The organism is Pseudomonas sp. S2_A05 (assembly GCF_054668485.1).
In genome coordinates this window covers 468,158-482,664 of the sequence record NZ_CP162775.1, presented here as the reverse complement: position 1 = coordinate 482,664, position 14,507 = coordinate 468,158, and the positions used below count along the sequence as shown (strand labels likewise).

General features: G+C 61.7%; 17 protein-coding genes. 3 read left to right on the top strand and 14 right to left on the bottom strand.

The genetic code is table 11. The features are described 5' to 3' along the window. Nucleotides 1-9 precede the first annotated feature (9 nt). The 9 genes from ccmI to ccmA all read right to left on the bottom strand — a co-directional run bounded on the left by ccmI (nucleotide 10) and on the right by ccmA (nucleotide 6,976). On the bottom strand, nucleotides 10-1,209 hold the full coding sequence (ccmI, locus tag AB4O12_RS02280) for a c-type cytochrome biogenesis protein CcmI (protein ID WP_460060252.1): 1,200 nt from the start codon (nucleotides 1,207-1,209) through the stop codon (nucleotides 10-12). Further along, nucleotides 1,206-1,676, bottom strand: a complete 471-nt coding sequence (locus AB4O12_RS02275; protein WP_016771041.1) for a cytochrome c-type biogenesis protein — start codon at nucleotides 1,674-1,676, stop codon at nucleotides 1,206-1,208. Before AB4O12_RS02275 ends, ccmI begins: the two co-directional genes overlap by 4 nt. Beyond that, on the bottom strand, nucleotides 1,673-2,209 hold the full coding sequence (locus tag AB4O12_RS02270) for a DsbE family thiol:disulfide interchange protein (RefSeq protein WP_016771042.1): 537 nt from the start codon (nucleotides 2,207-2,209) through the stop codon (nucleotides 1,673-1,675). The genes AB4O12_RS02275 and AB4O12_RS02270 overlap by 4 nt, the downstream gene beginning before the upstream one ends. After that, entirely contained in the window at nucleotides 2,206-4,194 is a 1,989-nt protein-coding gene (locus AB4O12_RS02265) for a heme lyase CcmF/NrfE family subunit (RefSeq protein ID WP_460060251.1), read from the bottom strand. Before AB4O12_RS02265 ends, AB4O12_RS02270 begins: the two co-directional genes overlap by 4 nt. 3 nt (nucleotides 4,195-4,197) lie before the next feature. Continuing rightward, entirely contained in the window at nucleotides 4,198-4,653 is a 456-nt protein-coding gene (ccmE, locus tag AB4O12_RS02260; RefSeq protein ID WP_056783845.1) for a cytochrome c maturation protein CcmE, read from the bottom strand. Next, a complete protein-coding gene (gene ccmD, locus AB4O12_RS02255; protein ID WP_071171457.1) occupies nucleotides 4,650-4,826 on the bottom strand; it encodes a heme exporter protein CcmD in 177 nt (58 codons plus the stop codon). Before ccmD ends, ccmE begins: the two co-directional genes overlap by 4 nt. Further along, entirely contained in the window at nucleotides 4,823-5,578 is a 756-nt protein-coding gene (locus AB4O12_RS02250; RefSeq protein WP_460062371.1) for a heme ABC transporter permease, read from the bottom strand. The genes ccmD and AB4O12_RS02250 overlap by 4 nt, the downstream gene beginning before the upstream one ends. Nucleotides 5,579-5,675: 97 nt before the next feature. Next, nucleotides 5,676-6,344, bottom strand: a complete 669-nt coding sequence (ccmB, locus tag AB4O12_RS02245; RefSeq protein WP_039763615.1) for a heme exporter protein CcmB — start codon at nucleotides 6,342-6,344, stop codon at nucleotides 5,676-5,678. Then, nucleotides 6,341-6,976 (bottom strand): cytochrome c biogenesis heme-transporting ATPase CcmA, encoded by a 636-nt coding sequence (gene ccmA, locus AB4O12_RS02240; RefSeq protein ID WP_073472746.1) that lies wholly within the window; start codon nucleotides 6,974-6,976, stop codon nucleotides 6,341-6,343. The genes ccmB and ccmA overlap by 4 nt, the downstream gene beginning before the upstream one ends. A gap of 197 nt (nucleotides 6,977-7,173) precedes the next feature. Between ccmA and fliK the strand changes: the two genes are divergently transcribed. The 3 genes from fliK to AB4O12_RS02225 all read left to right on the top strand — a co-directional run bounded on the left by fliK (nucleotide 7,174) and on the right by AB4O12_RS02225 (nucleotide 10,621). Continuing rightward, the gene (gene fliK, locus AB4O12_RS02235) at nucleotides 7,174-8,748 is read left to right on the top strand and encodes a flagellar hook-length control protein FliK (protein WP_071171455.1); all 1,575 of its coding nucleotides are present in this window, start codon (nucleotides 7,174-7,176) and stop codon (nucleotides 8,746-8,748) included. Continuing rightward, nucleotides 8,745-9,074: an EscU/YscU/HrcU family type III secretion system export apparatus switch protein gene (locus AB4O12_RS02230; RefSeq protein ID WP_041479625.1), complete on the top strand. Its 330-nt coding sequence runs from the start codon at nucleotides 8,745-8,747 to the stop codon at nucleotides 9,072-9,074. The genes fliK and AB4O12_RS02230 overlap by 4 nt, the downstream gene beginning before the upstream one ends. A 152-nt stretch (nucleotides 9,075-9,226) precedes the next feature. Continuing rightward, entirely contained in the window at nucleotides 9,227-10,621 is a 1,395-nt protein-coding gene (locus tag AB4O12_RS02225) for an RCC1 domain-containing protein (protein ID WP_460060248.1), read from the top strand. Nucleotides 10,622-10,763: 142 nt separating this feature from the next. On the opposite strand, the gene AB4O12_RS02220 is transcribed toward AB4O12_RS02225, so the two are convergent. From AB4O12_RS02220 to motD, 5 genes are all read right to left on the bottom strand, one after another. Continuing rightward, nucleotides 10,764-11,159, bottom strand: coding sequence for a DUF2802 domain-containing protein (locus AB4O12_RS02220; protein WP_460060247.1), 396 nt, complete (start codon nucleotides 11,157-11,159; stop codon nucleotides 10,764-10,766). Between the two features lies 1 nt (nucleotide 11,160). Beyond that, complete coding sequence (locus tag AB4O12_RS02215; RefSeq protein ID WP_095180727.1) at nucleotides 11,161-11,646, bottom strand: chemotaxis protein CheW; 486 nt, start codon at nucleotides 11,644-11,646, stop codon at nucleotides 11,161-11,163. 90 nt (nucleotides 11,647-11,736) lie between these two features. Further along, complete coding sequence (locus AB4O12_RS02210) at nucleotides 11,737-12,690, bottom strand: CheW domain-containing protein (protein WP_150636674.1); 954 nt, start codon at nucleotides 12,688-12,690, stop codon at nucleotides 11,737-11,739. Nucleotides 12,691-12,781: 91 nt separating this feature from the next. Then, the gene (locus tag AB4O12_RS02205; protein WP_024012121.1) at nucleotides 12,782-13,570 is read right to left on the bottom strand and encodes a ParA family protein; all 789 of its coding nucleotides are present in this window, start codon (nucleotides 13,568-13,570) and stop codon (nucleotides 12,782-12,784) included. A 43-nt stretch (nucleotides 13,571-13,613) separates the two neighbouring features. Continuing rightward, on the bottom strand, nucleotides 13,614-14,504 hold the full coding sequence (gene motD, locus AB4O12_RS02200) for a flagellar motor protein MotD (RefSeq protein ID WP_016771054.1): 891 nt from the start codon (nucleotides 14,502-14,504) through the stop codon (nucleotides 13,614-13,616). Nucleotides 14,505-14,507: the final 3 nt, after the last annotated feature.

Sequence of the window (14,507 nt, the reverse complement as noted above, 5' to 3'; positions counted from 1 at the left end):
TGGATCCGGTTACTTGTCCGGGCTGTCGATAGTCAGTTTTTGTGGCGCGGTGGTGCTGCTGGCCACTGGGCCGCTGCGACCGATCCACTCACCGGCAGTCGGTTGACCGGCCCGTGAGATGCGCGCAACCAGTTGGACTTCAGGGAAGTTGGACAGTTTCAACTGCGGCATCATCGCGTCGGCATCGCCCAGTTCGACGGTCACCGGCAGGTCAGCCACGGTCAGGCGTTTGGCCGCCAGCGGCGCCGGTGGGCCTGAAGTGGCGCGGGCGAAGATGAACACGCTGTCGCCCGGTTGCACCTTGCTCTTGAGTTCGCTGGCCAGATCAACGCTGACTGTCAGCAATGCCGCTTTCGGCGCCGGTGCCCGGGCAACTTTGCCGCCGCTGGCTTTCAAGCGTTCGGCGGCACGCTCGATGCCGCCTTGCAGCGCAGCGCGAGAGTTGTCATCCGGCGGCAGTTGCGCGAGCAGGCGATTCCAGTAGTCGATGGCCTCCTGATAACGCTCGCCTTCGAACGCGGCGATGCCGAGCAGGCCGAGGCTGGTAACTTCCTTCGGATCGGCCTTCAGCGCTTCGTCGGTCAGTTTCTGAATCTGCTCCGACCACTTTTTACCGTCAGCAAAATACTGCGCCTGCGCCCACTGGCCGAGCAGTTCCGGCTGGCGACCGGCGAGGTTGGCGGCGCGTTCGAACATCTTCGCCGCGTCTGCCGGACGGTCTTGAGCCATGTAGGTACGGCCGAGGAAATACAGGCCTTCAGCGGAATCCGGTTGCGCGGCAACCGCACGCTCCAGACGCTGGGTCATCTCTTCCATCGACTGTGGTGCCTGAGCGAATTCGCGGGTCAGTTCGACCTTGTCGGCGGCGCCGAAATGCAGGTACAGACCGAGACCCAGCACCGGTACCAACACGGCGGCCAGCAGCGGCAACGGCTTGCCCAGGCGGGAGACACGCGGTGCGGTGACGCCTTCGGTGTCAGCGAGCAATTCACGCGCGGCTTCTGCGCGGCCGCTGTCCAGTTGCGCGGCGTCGAGCACGCCTTCGGCCTGCTGCGCTTGCAGCTCGGCAACCCGTTCCTGGTACAGCGCGACGTTCAACGCGGTGCGATCTTCTTCCCGCTGAGCGCGGCGTTCGCGCAGTACCGGGATCAGCAGAAAACTCAGGGCGACCAGAAGCAACAGCCCTGCGGCGAGCCAGAAATCAATCATTCTTGGTTTTTATCCAACAGTTGGTCGAGGCGCTGACGTTCTTCGGCAGACAGCGATGACGGCGTTTCGGCACGTTGCCCGCGACGCCTGCGCACGATCAGCGCGATCACCACGAAACCACCGAGCAGCAGACCGGCCGGGCCGAACCACAGCAGCGCGGTCTTGGCATTGAGCGCCGGTTTATAGCGAACGAAATCACCATAGCGATCGACCATGAAGTCGATGATCTGCTGATTGTCCTTGCCCTCGCCGAGCATGCGGAAAATCTCTTTGCGCAGGTCGGCGGCAATCGGTGCGTTGGAGTCGGCGATGTCCTGGTTCTGGCATTTGGGGCAGCGCAGTTCCTTGGTCAGCTCGCGGAAACGCTCGCGGTCGCCCTCTTTGGCAAATTCGTAGGTATCGATGGCCGCGTGGGCGACACCGGCCAGGCTCAAACCCAACACGACCGCAGCGAGAAAACGCTTCATGGCTTGGCCTCATCGACCAGCGCCTGATACTTGGCCGCGAGTTTTTCGCGCCAGACCTGCTCGTCGATCACCCCGACGAACTTGTCGCGGATGATGCCTTTGGCGTCGATAAAGAAGGTTTCCGGCGCGCCGTAGACACCGAGGTTGAGGCCCAGCGAACCCTCGTCGTCACGAATATCCAGCGCATACGGATTGTGGAACTCGGCCAGCCATTTCAAGGCGTCGGCATTGGTGTCCTTGTAGTTGATGCCGTAGATCACCACGCCGCGCTCGGCAAGTTTGTTCAGCACCGGATGCTCGACCCGGCAGGAAATGCACCAGGTGCCCCAGACATTGACCAGCGCCGGTTTGCCGAGAATGTCGGCCTTGGTCAGCGTCTTGTCACCCTGCACACTCGGCAGGGAAAACTCCGGGAATGGCTTGTTGATCATCGCCGACGGCAGCTCCGCCGGATCCAGGTACAAGCCGCGATAGAGAAACACCGCCACCAGCAAGAAAATCGCCAACGGCAACAACATCAACCAACGCCTCATGCCGCCGCTCCCGTCATGCCCAGCGCTTCGCGCACTTTGCTTTTCACCTTGACCCGATAACGCCGATCCAGCGCCGCCAGCACACCACCCAATCCGGTGAGCAAGCCGCCGAACCAGATCCAGCGCACGAACGGTTTGACGTGTACGCGCACGGCCCAGGCGCCGTTATCCAGCGGCTCGCCGAGGGCGACGTAGAGATCGCGAGTGAAACCGGCATCGATGCCGGCTTCGGTCATCACCGAGTTCTGCACGGTGTACAGACGTTTTTCCGGGTGCAGCACGCTGATTTCCTCGCCGTCACGAATGACGCGGATGGTGCCTTTGTCCGAGGTGAAATTCGGCCCTTCGAAATGCTTCGCGCCTTCGAAGACGAATTGATAGCCCGCCAGGTCCATCGACTCGCCCGGCGCCAGACGCAGGTCGCGCTCGGCGCTGTTCTGGCTCGACAACACCACGCCCAGCGCGCACACCGCGATGCCTAGGTGAGCGATCTGCATGCCCCAATAGCTGCGGGTCAGCGTCGGCAAACCGTTGATCAGGCCTTTGTGCCGAGTCTTGTCGAACAGATCGCGCACACCGGCAAGCAACACCCACGCCGCCAGCAGGAACGTCGCGATCACCGCCCAGTTGAAATCGCCATAAGCCACGCCGGCCACCACGGCCAATGCGACGCTGCCGAGCAGCACCGGAGTGAGCATGCTCGCCAGCCATTTCACTGGCGTGTCCTTCCAGCGCACGATCACGCCGATCGCCATGACCAGCATCAGCAACGCCATCAACGGAATGAACAACGCATTGAAGTATGGTGGGCCGACCGACAGCTTGGCGCCGCTGATGGCATCAAGAATCAGCGGATACAAGGTCCCAAGCAGGATCATCGATGCAGCGACGACCAGCACCAGGTTGTTGCCCAGCAGCAAGGTTTCCCGTGACCAAAGATTGAACCCGACCTGACTTTTCACCACTGGCGCGCGCAGGGCGAAAAGGGTCAGCGAACCGCCCACCACGAACAGCAGGAAAATCAGGATGAACACACCGCGCTCGGGATCCGAAGCGAAGGCATGCACCGAAGTCAGCACGCCCGAGCGGACGAGGAAGGTGCCGAGCAGGCTCAACGAAAAAGCGGCAATCGCCAGCAACACCGTCCAGCTCTTGAACACGCCGCGTTTCTCGGTGACCGCCAACGAGTGAATCAACGCGGTGCCGACCAGCCATGGCATGAACGAGGCGTTTTCCACCGGGTCCCAGAACCACCAGCCGCCCCAGCCGAGTTCGTAATACGCCCACCACGAACCGAGGGTGATGCCGATGCCGAGGAAGGCCCAGGCGACGATGGTCCATGGCCGCGACCAGCGCGCCCATGCCGCATCGAGACGGCCGCCGAGCAGCGCGGCGATGGCAAATGCGAAGGCCACAGAGAAACCGACGTAACCCATGTACAGCATCGGCGGATGCACGATCAGGCCAATGTCCTGCAGCAACGGGTTGAGGTCGCGACCGTCTGCGGGAATCTGTGGCAGGATCCGCGAAAACGGGTTCGATGTGAGAATCAGGAACAGCAGGAAACCGGTGCTGATCATGCCCATCACCGCCAGTACCCGGGCGAGCATGACTTGTGGCAACTGTCGGGAGAACACCGACACGGCGAAGGTCCAGCCGCCGAGGATCAACGCCCACAGCAGCAGGGAACCTTCGTGGGCGCCCCACACCGCGCTGAATTTGTAGTACCAGGGCAGCGCGCTGTTGGAGTTCATAGCCACGTAGCCGACGGAGAAATCGTCGGTCATGAACGCATAGGTCAGGCAGCCAAAGGCAAACAGCAGAAAGGCGAACTGGCCCCACGCAGCCGGTTGCGCCAGGCTCATCCACAAGCGGTCGCCGCGCCACGCGCCGAGCATCGGTACCAGCGCTTGGACGAGTGCAAAACACAGGGCGAGGATCATCGCCAAATGGCCCAGCTCGGGAATAAACAGTGCAGCAGCCATCGATCAACCCTCCTTCACAGGCGTCGGTGCGGATTGACCGCTGTCCTTCAGCGCTTTGGTCACTTCCGGCGGCATGTACTTCTCGTCGTGCTTGGCCAGCACTTCATCGGCGACCACCACGCCATCGGCGTTGAGCTTGCCGAGGGCAACGATGCCCTGCCCTTCGCGGAACAGATCCGGGAGGATGCCGCGATAGGCGATGGTCACGGATTTGTTGAAATCGGTGACGACGAATTTGACGTCCAGCGAATCCTTGGAGCGTTGCAGCGAACCGGCCTCGACCATGCCGCCGGCGCGGATGCGCGTGTCCTGCGGCGCATCGCCGTTGGCGATCTGCGTCGGCGTGTAAAACAGATTGATGTTTTCCTGCAACGCGCTCAGGGCCAGGCCGACAGCAGCGCCCACTCCGACCAGAATCGCCAGAATGATGATCAGACGTTTTTTGCGCAGCGCATTCACTTGCCGTTCTCCCGGCGCAGACGACGCGCCTCTTGTTGCAGATAACGCTTACGCGCCGCAATCGGCGCCACCACGTTGAGGGCCAGCACCGTCAGGCAGATGCCGTAGGCCGACCAGACATACAGGCCGTGATGGCCCATGGCGAGAAAATCGCCGAATGAAGCAAAACTCATTGCGCCGCCTCCAGACTCTGCTGCACTTCGGCCTTCACCCAACTGGCGCGGGCCTCGCGCTTGAGCACTTCCAGCCGCATGCGCAGCAACAGCACGGCGCCGAAGAAGCAGTAGAAACCCAGCACCGTCAGCAGCAGCGGCAGCCACATTTCCGCTGGCATCGCCGGTTCTTCCGTGAGGGTGAACGTCGCGCCCTGGTGCAGGGTGTTCCACCACTCCACCGAGTATTTGATGATCGGAATGTTGATCACGCCAACGATCGCCAGCACCGCGCAGGCCTTGGCGGCGCTGTCGCGGTTGCTGATGGCATTGCCCAGCGCGATCACGCCGAAATACAGAAACAGCAGAATCAGCATTGAGGTCAGGCGCGCATCCCACACCCACCACGAGCCCCAGGTTGGTTTGCCCCAGATGGCCCCGGTGACCAGCGCCACGGCGGTCATCCACGCACCGATCGGTGCGGCGCATTGCAAAGCGACGTCGGCCAGTTTCATCTTCCACACCAGCCCGACTACGCCGCACACCGCGAGCATCACGTAGATCGACTGGGCGAGCATCGCCGCTGGCACGTGGATATAGATGATGCGAAAGCTGTTGCCTTGCTGGTAATCCGGCGGCGCGAACGCCAGGCCCCAGACCACGCCAACGCCGATCAGCAGCAACGCTGCAATGCTCAACCACGGCAGGAACTTGCCGCTGATGCCGTAGAACCACTTGGGCGAGCCGAGCTTGTGAAACCAGGTCCAGTTCATACTGTTTCCGTCACGGTTGCCGCTCATCATCGCGAGCTGGCAGAGGGTCATGCCTTTCTTCTGGAAGAAGTGGTCAATTTTTGACCAGGCCTCATTATTATTCGCCGACGCTGATCTTCAGGCCAGCGGCTATTGCAAAGGGTGTCAGGGTGATCGCCAGCGCTGTAAGGCTGGCCATCCACAACAGGTATCCGGTCGCCGGCATGCCTTGCAGCGCCGCTTGCAACGCGCCGCTGCCTAGGATCAACACCGGGATGTACAACGGCAGAATCAGCAGCGCCAGCAACAGCCCGCCGCGCTTCAGGCCGACCGTCAGCGCCGCCCCGACTGCACCGAGCAGGCTCAACACCGGCGTTCCCAGCAGCAACGACAGCAGCAGCACCGGCAGGCACGCGGCCGGCAAACCGAGCATCAGCGCCAGCAACGGCGACAGCAGCACCAGCGCCAGACCGGAGAACAGCCAGTGTGCCAGCACCTTGGCCAAGACCAGAAGCGGCAGCGGGTGCGACGAAAGGACCCACTGTTCCAGCGAGCCGTCTTCGAAGTCACTGCGAAACAATCCGTCCAGCGACAGCAGGACCGACAACAACGCCGCCACCCAGACTAACCCCGGGGACAGGTTTTGCAAGACTTGAGTTTCCGGGCCGACGGCGAGCGGGAAAAGGGCAATGACGATGGCAAAGAAAATCAGCGGATTGGCCAGCTCCGCCGGGCGGCGGAACAGCAGTCGCGATTCGCGGGCAAGCAGCAGGCCGAAGACACTCATACCGCCCATTTCCCCAGATCGATGTCGCGATAACCGGCCGGCATGCGGCTCAGGGTGTGGTGGGTGGTCAGCACCACCAGACCGCCGCGTTCGCAGTGGCCGGCCAGATGCTCTTCCAACTGAGCGACACCCTGCTTGTCCAGCGCGGTGAAAGGTTCATCGAGAATCCACAACGGCGGGCTGTCCAGATACAACCGCGCCAGCGCCACACGGCGCTGTTGACCGGCGGAAAGGCTGTGGCAGGGAACGTCTTCGAAACCGCGCAATCCTACCGCTGCCAGCGCCTGCCAGATCGCCTCGCGTTCGGCGGGATGATGCAGGGCGCACAGCCACGACAGGTTTTCTTCGGGAGTGAGCAGATCCTTGATCCCGGCAGCGTGGCCGATCCACAAAAGGTTTCGCGCCAGTTCGCTGCGTTGCTCGGTCAGCGGCTGACCGTTGAGCAGCACCTGGCCGTCGGTGGGTTGCATCAAACCGGCGAGCAGACGTAAAAGACTGGTCTTGCCGCTGCCGTTGGGGCCGCTGATCTGCACCATGTCACCACTGGCCAGGCGCAATTCGAGGTTTTCGAAAAGCAGCCTGAGGTCGCGTTCACACGCCAGGGCAACGGTTTGCAGGACAGGACTGGTCAAGGGATCACGGGCCTTATACGGTTCAAGTCGGCTCTAGAGCGGCCGTTAAAGAGATGCAGCATAGATGCTTTGATCGCTCGATCTGGCGAGCTGGATCAAACAATTGCCAGGTTTTTTGAACGAAGCGCACGACGCGCGGCATTATACATGCCGTGCCTTACTCTCAAGAGCGCAATTTCCTCAGGTTGTGTCCGCGTATGACAGGCGAAATGAACATCCTCCCGCTGCCGCCCACCGTGCCGGCGAGCGCTCGCCCGCAGACGGGTGAACTGCTCAAGCTGCTGACGCCGGTCGAGGGCTTGATCGGCGCGGGACAAAGCGCCAAGGCTGAGGTGTTGTCGCTCAAGCAGGCCGATCAGACCTTTGAATTGCTGTTGAAAGTGACCCTCGACAGCGGCCGTCAGACCACCGTGCAGGCCAGCAGCAACCTGCCGTTGCCACAGGGCACCAACCTGGCGATCACTCAGCCATCGGCCGGTAATCTGGCGATCACCGTACAGCAAGCGATCGCCAGCAGCGTCGCCACCCTCACCCGCATCGATACCGCGCAATTGCCCGCCGGCACCTTGCTGCAAGGCAAAGTCGTGACCTCGCAGGCCCTGCCGCAGACGCCGGGGCAAGCGGCGGTGTTTCGCTCGATGGTCACCCTGCTCAACACCGCATTGAGCGGCAGCACTTTGACCGTCGACAGCCCGCAACCGCTGCGCATCGGCACCTTGTTGTCGGCGCAGGTGCAGGATGCGCAAACCCTCAAATTCGTGCCGCTGAGCAGCCGTCAGGAGCAACTGGCGGTCAGTCAGCAATTGCTCGGTCAGCAAAGTCGTCAGGGCTCGCTCGATGGCCTGCTGAAGATGTTGCAGAACCTGCCGCCATCCAGCGATCAGACTTCGGCCGATCTGCGCGCGGTGGTCGACAAGCTGCTTGCCAGCCTGCCGGACCTGCCGCAAATGAGCACCGCCAAAGGCGTGGCGCTGGCATTGGCCAACAGCGGCGCGTTCCTCGAAGCGAAATTGCTCGGCGGACAAAACCCGACTCTCGCCCCGGACATGAAAGCCGACCTGCTCAAGCTGATCGCGCAACTGACCCCGGGCCTGCCGAGCAACACCAATTTCAATGCGATCATCGCCGCCAATACCCTGGCCCAGGCGCTGCCGAGTTTCGTCCGGAACGCCCTCGGCACCCTCGGCCAGGTCAGCGCCAAACCGGTGCCCAGCAGCTTCCCGTTGCCCGAACGACTGCTGGCGAAACTCGAGGGCGAAGGTGATCTCGAACAACTGCTGCGCCTCGCCGCCGCAGCGGTGTCGCGCCTGCAAAGCCATCAGTTGTCGAGCCTGGAACAGACCGGCGTCACCGACGATGGCCGCCTGCTCAGCACCTGGCAGCTGGAAATCCCCATGCGCAACCTGCAAGACATCGTGCCGTTGCAGGTCAAGTTTCAGCGTGAAGAAGCGCCGGAGCGCGAACCGCAGCCGCATGAACGCCGCGATGAACGCGAAGCCAAACAGCAACTGTGGCGCGTCGATCTGGCCTTCGATCTGGAACCGCTCGGGCCAATGCAGATTCAGGCGCAACTGATCGCCGGCAGCCTGTCCAGTCAGCTGTGGGCCGAGCGGCCGTACACCGCCGACCTGATCGAGAACAACCTTTTCGCCCTGCGCCAGCGCTTGCTCGATTCCGGGCTCAACGTCGGCGACCTCGACTGCCACCACGGCACCCCGCCGCAAGGCAACCAAACCCGCCTCGAACACCGCTGGGTCGACGAAACCGCATGAACGATTCCACCGCCCCACGCCAGGCCATCGCCCTCAAGTATGACGGCAACCACGCCCCGACCCTCACCGCCAAGGGCGACGAGGAACTGGCCGAAGAAATCCTGCGTATCGCTCGCGATTACGAAGTGCCGATCTACGAGAACGCCGAACTGGTGCGCCTGCTGGCGCGGATGGAACTGGGCGACAGCATTCCCGAAGAGCTCTATCGCACCATCGCCGAGATCATCGCGTTTGCCTGGAATCTGAAGGGCAAATTCCCCGAAGGACAAGACCCGAACGCGCCGATGGTCGAGAAGGACATCACCGCGCGCGGGGATGACTACTGAGCCGCAGTCGCAGTCTCTTCTGCGCCCTGCCATATACCGTTTGTCGCTACTGTCAGGTCTGACAGTAGCGCATGCCCGATCCCGCAGCGCTTGATTACGGACCAGACCTGACCAGGTTGCCCGCAGGTCCACAATCTTGAGGGATTGATTCCATGCCAAACGAGAAAGATGAATTGCCCCTGAAGATAAACGCTGAAGGCGGACTGCTGGTCATGGGCGCACGCGGCAATCGGGGTGGTCTTGGCAACTTCTACACGCGCAGCTGGCGACTTGTAGCGCTGGACGCCTCAACGCTCAAACCGTTGAACGTCACGTGGCAGTATGTTGGAGACAAGCAGCCAGCCACTGGTAGCGAATTTTTCGATGTCCGGCCTTATGAGGAACTGGTCGTCTGGTCGGGCAAGAAACGGATAACCCTGAACCCGTCAAACATTATCGGTACATCATTCGCCCTGTGCGCTGTTTTGGACAGCCGGGCAGTCCATGCATGGGGTCACGTCGATGGCGGCGGCACTTTGCCGGAACCGGTAAGAGAAGCGCACGACGTCGTAGAGTTGTCGGCGGGGATGAGAGCCTTTGCGATTCGGCGCGCGCAAGGCAATGTCCTCGCTTGGGGACTTCAGCCCAGCGGGACCGTCCCCGAAGATATCGCACAGCTGAATACGGTTGTCGCGGTGTCGGGAAGCACTTATGTTTTCGTAGCCCTTCTTGAATCGCGCAAGCTTGTCGCATGGGGCATGCCCGAGATGGGAGGCGCACTTCCGCCCGAAATCGCCGATTTGACCGATATCATGCAAGCGTCGGGTGGCCAGTATGGTTTCGCCGCGCTGCGCAGCACTGGCAACGTCGTCTGTTGGGGCTATCATGACCATTCAGCGCAGTTGCCGGACGATATCGCGTTGCTCACCGACATAACCAGACTGGCTTGCTCGACTCATGCTTTCGCAGTACTGAGCGGCAATGGCCAAGTGCGCGCATGGGGGCATGAATCGCTTGGAGGCCAAGTGCCGTCGGACATCGCAGCGCTGAGAGATATCGTCGACCTGGCCAGTAACAGCTCAGCCTTTGCAGCACGCAGAAGCAATGGCGCACTGGTCGTATGGGGACATATGCCGGCCATGCCAGAAGAGATTGCCAGTCGCAACGACATCGTCCACGTCATAGGCTCCGGATCCGGATTTGTCGTGCTGTGCGGGGATGGCTCAGTGCACGCTTGGGCTACCCTCCCCAGCGATATCGTTAACATTCCGCCAGACATTCGCCAGTTGAGAGACATTGTCGCCATTAATGCCAACCAAGACGCGGTCGTAGCATTGCGCAGCAACGGCGTGGCAGTTGCGTGGGGAAGAGAGAACGGCGGCGGCGATACCAGCGCAGTTGCCCATTTGCTCACTGACGTGCGTGCTGTGTACGGAGGAGGCGATACCTTCGTGGCACTCAGGGCAGATCGTCGGGTAGTGGCCTGGGGCAACGCCGACTTCGGCGGTAACGGTGAGCAGAAAGCCCTGTATCAACTGATCAGTTACACAAAAACTCCGGCGAGCTGATGCGGACAACTGCGGATCGCTATGCCTGCGATGCAATCGAGAAAAAAGATCGCAGCCTTCGACACCGCTTACACGAGATTTATGCAGGCGCTGCCTCCGATGCGATCTTTTGATCTTGCTTGCCGCTTGAAGCTTGAAGCCCCTAGCTGCCCTTGTGCAACTTGCGCATCAACTCCGCCTCAGCCTGGGTCAACCCGCACGACTGAGTCAATTCATCGACGCTGGCGCCCATGCCCACCAGTTTCGCCGCTTGGGCGAATGACAGGCTCGACGGGTCGCGTTGTTCCAGTGCAACGATCTTGTCCGGCAACGGGCTTACCACCGCGCGCAACTCGTGCAGGGCCTCGCCCATGCGCACGTTGCCGTTCTGGTAATCGTCGACGCGTTTGGCCAGTTCCTTGATGCGCTGATCACGCAGCGCATCGCCCTGGGCCTGCTGTGCAGCGATCACTCGCTGCGCCTTGATGTACGAGACGAACATCACCAGCGTGCCGGCCCAGAACAGGAACAGAACAATTACCGCAACCTCGAGAATCAAATCAGATGCTCTCCAGTTCCGACCATTCTTCTTCGCTCATCATCTTGTCCAGCTCGACCAGAATCAGCAGTTCGTTGTTCTTGTTGCACACGCCCTGAATGAACTTGGCCGATTCTTCGTTACCGACGTTCGGCGCGGTTTCGATTTCCGACTGACGCAGGTAAACCACTTCGGCCACGCTGTCGACCATGATGCCAACGACTTGCTTGTCGGCTTCGATGATGACGATACGGGTGTTGTCGCTGATCTCGCCGCTGTGCAGGCCGAAGCGCTGACGGGTGTCGATCACGGTGACCACGTTACCGCGCAGGTTGATGATGCCCAGCACGTAGCTCGGTGCACCCGGCACCGGCGCGATCTCGGTGTAGCGCAGCACTTCCTGCACGCGCATCACGTTGATGCCGTAGGTTTCGTTATCCAGTTTGAAGGTCACCCATTGCAGGATCGGATCTTCAGAACCTTTTGCATTCGACGCCTGATTACTCATACCCTGACCCCTCGAAAAAACCGCCCCGGGCGGTGTGTGTTCTGTGTGGTGGCATTGGAAAATGCCATCGCCTGATTGTTATGTCGGCTGCTATGTCGGTTTATGTAGCGGCTTGTTGCCACTCAAGTGCTTTGCCCCGCCGCTGGCGATCAACTCGGCCAGTGCGGATACGTCAAGCAATGCACACATGTGCTCGATCACGGTGCCGGCGAGCCATGGCCGCTGACCCCGGTGACTTCTCCATTTGATTTCATTCGGGTCAAGGCGCAACGAGCGGCTGACCTGATGCACCGCCAGCCCCCACTCGTAACCTTGTACCGAAATCACGTATTGCAGGCCCTGCCGGAAGTCATCGCGGTAACGGTCCGGCATGACCCAGCGCGCGGTGTCCAAAACTTTCAGGTTGCCAGCCTGGCTCGGCAGAATGCCGAGGAACCACTCCGGCTGACCAAACAGCGGCGTCAGCTCGTGGCCGGCCAGCGAATAGATCGAGCCGAGGCACACCAGCGGCACCGCCAGGGTCAGCCCGGCAACGTCGAACAGCAAGCATTCGAAAGCATCGGCAGCCCAGGCCGGACGGCCATCGGGTTCGACCGGTGGCGGCGGGTTGTTCGGTGGCAGGTGCACTTCGACCAGCGGCGGGACCAGCACCTGCGGTTCCGCCACTGGCGGCGCGGCTTCAGGCTCCGGCTCGGGTTCCGGCACGGTCAATAATTGCGTTTGCAGCAGCGGCGCCAAGGTCGACAGCGGCGCGCGCGGTTCGTCGATCAGCGCGACTGGCGCCTTGCCCACGGGGGCAGCAGCGGGCGCGGTAATCGGAGCGACGGATTTCTGCGCGTCGCGGGCCTGTTCTTCCAGCACCGCGGCCTGGAACTCGTCCATGGCCTCGGTGCTTTCCACCACTTCAGGCTGCGCCTGTTCGACGACTGGCGGCGGCGCTTCGACCGGCGCAGGCAAGTCCTCGGGCAGGTCGAGCAACAGGTCTGCCAGATAGGACTGCAAGGCCTGTTGCGGACGTGACGTGAGTTTCACTGGGCGGTTCATCGGTGATCAACGCCAGGCAGGGAAACCGCGTCGTCTGCTTCGCGAGCAGGCTCGCTCCCACAGGGTTCGGGCAAGCGAATAAGGATCATGCTCAGGCCACCTGCGGAACAAGTTGCTGCGCGAGCAGGTGCTTGAGCAGTGCGCGGTAGGCCAGCACGCCACGGCTCTTGCCGTCGAATTGCGAAGGCGTGACACCGGCCCGGCTGGCGTCGCGCAGACGGGTATCGACCGGGATGTAGCCGTGCCAGATGTCGTCGGGGAATTTGTCACGCAGCACGCGCAAGGTGCCCATCGACGCCTGCGTGCGGCGGTCAAACAGGGTCGGCACGATGCTGAAGGGCAGCGGCTGTTTGCGCGAGCGATTGATCATCGCCAGGGTGTTGACCATGCGCTCCAGACCTTTCACGGCCAAGTGCTCGGTCTGCACCGGGATCACCAGTTGCTGGCTCGCCGCGAGGGCGTTGACCATCAGCACACCGAGCAACGGCGGGCTGTCGATGATCGCGTAATCGAAGTCCTGCCACAATTGCGCCAGACTCTTGGCGATCACCAGGCCCAAGCCACTCTGCCCCGGCGACTGCCGCTCAAGGGTGGCCAGTGCGGTGCTCGATGGCAGCAGGGAAATGCGTTCGTCGCTGGTCGACAACAGCAACTGCCCGGGCAGGCCTTGCGGCACGCTGCCCTTGTGCAGAAACAGGTCGTAGTTGCTGTGCTCCAGGCTGTCGGGGTCGTAACCGAAATAGCTGGTCATCGAGCCGTGCGGGTCGAGATCGACCACAACCACGCGCTTGCCCGCCTCGGCCAGCAATCCGGCTAAAGCGATGGAGGATGTGGTTTTACCGACACCACCCTTTTGATTGGCGACTGCCCAGACTCTCATTCAGTTCGTTCCTCCCGGCCAGATCGGCTGGCCGAGACATGCTTCAGCGTGTTAATGCGGGCGACGGAGAATTGACGGCACTCTCGCGTCCCGGCGTCTTGACCGGGGTCGGTGCAGTTTGTGTGCCAGCGCGCTTCAACGCCGCGTCCGGTTGCGCATTGGCGGTTCCGGTGCCCGTCAGGCTGCGGCGCACATCGAGATTGCGCGACACCACCAGCACCACTCGACGGTTCTTCGCCCGGCCTTCGACCGTGGCGTTGTTGGCCACCGGCTGGAATTCGCCGTAGCCCACCGACGCCAGTCGCCCGGGGTTTACGCCCTGCATGGCGAGCATGCGCACGATGCTCGCCGAGCGCGCCGAGGACAGTTCCCAGTTGGTCGGGTACTGCGCGGTGCGGATCGGTTGATCGTCGGTGAAGCCTTCGACGTGGATCGGGTTATCGAACGGTTTGAGGATCGCCGCGACCTTGTCGATGATGTTGAACGCGATGTCGCTCGGCATGGCATCGCCGCTGCCAAACAACAGGCTGGAATTGAGCTCGATCTCGACCCACAACTCGTTGCCGCGCACGGTCATCTGGTTGGAGCTGATCAAGTCACCGAAGGCGGCGCTGATGTCATCGGCAATGCTTTTCAGTGGATCGCTGGCCCCGGAAATACCGGCGTCGACCTGTTCGGCATCCTTGACCAGCGGCTTGGCCGGGGTCACGGTTTTCGGTCGTTCGTCGCCGATCGGAATCGGCTTGAGCGAGCGATCGGAGTCGGTAAACACGCCGATCAGCGCTTCGGAAATGACTTTGTATTTGCCTTCGTTGATCGACGAGATCGAGTACATCACCACGAAAAACGCGAACAGCAAAGTGATGAAATCCGCGTAGGACACGAGCCAGCGCTCGTGATTGACGTGTTCTTCCTGGTGGCGACGACGAGCCATGAG

Bases quoted from the DNA above. Each gene is read 5' to 3' on its own strand.
- ccmI (WP_460060252.1), bottom strand. From the start codon at position 1,209: ATGATTGATTTCTGGCTCGCCGCAGGGCTGTTGCTTCTGGTCGCCCTG.
- AB4O12_RS02275 (WP_016771041.1), bottom strand. From the start codon at position 1,676: ATGAAGCGTTTTCTCGCTGCGGTCGTGTTGGGTTTGAGCCTGGCCGGT.
- AB4O12_RS02270 (WP_016771042.1), bottom strand. From the start codon at position 2,209: ATGAGGCGTTGGTTGATGTTGTTGCCGTTGGCGATTTTCTTGCTGGTG.
- AB4O12_RS02265 (WP_460060251.1), bottom strand. From the start codon at position 4,194: ATGGCTGCTGCACTGTTTATTCCCGAGCTGGGCCATTTGGCGATGATC.
- ccmD (WP_071171457.1), bottom strand. From the start codon at position 4,826: ATGAGTTTTGCTTCATTCGGCGATTTTCTCGCCATGGGCCATCACGGC.
- AB4O12_RS02250 (WP_460062371.1), bottom strand. From the start codon at position 5,578: ATGAACTGGACCTGGTTTCACAAGCTCGGCTCGCCCAAGTGGTTCTAC.
- ccmB (WP_039763615.1), bottom strand. From the start codon at position 6,344: ATGAGTGTCTTCGGCCTGCTGCTTGCCCGCGAATCGCGACTGCTGTTC.
- fliK (WP_071171455.1), top strand. From the start codon at position 7,174: ATGACAGGCGAAATGAACATCCTCCCGCTGCCGCCCACCGTGCCGGCG.
- AB4O12_RS02230 (WP_041479625.1), top strand. From the start codon at position 8,745: ATGAACGATTCCACCGCCCCACGCCAGGCCATCGCCCTCAAGTATGAC.
- AB4O12_RS02225 (WP_460060248.1), top strand. From the start codon at position 9,227: ATGCCAAACGAGAAAGATGAATTGCCCCTGAAGATAAACGCTGAAGGC.
- AB4O12_RS02215 (WP_095180727.1), bottom strand. From the start codon at position 11,646: ATGAGTAATCAGGCGTCGAATGCAAAAGGTTCTGAAGATCCGATCCTG.
- AB4O12_RS02210 (WP_150636674.1), bottom strand. From the start codon at position 12,690: ATGAACCGCCCAGTGAAACTCACGTCACGTCCGCAACAGGCCTTGCAG.
- AB4O12_RS02205 (WP_024012121.1), bottom strand. From the start codon at position 13,570: ATGAGAGTCTGGGCAGTCGCCAATCAAAAGGGTGGTGTCGGTAAAACC.
- motD (WP_016771054.1), bottom strand. From the start codon at position 14,504: ATGGCTCGTCGTCGCCACCAGGAAGAACACGTCAATCACGAGCGCTGG.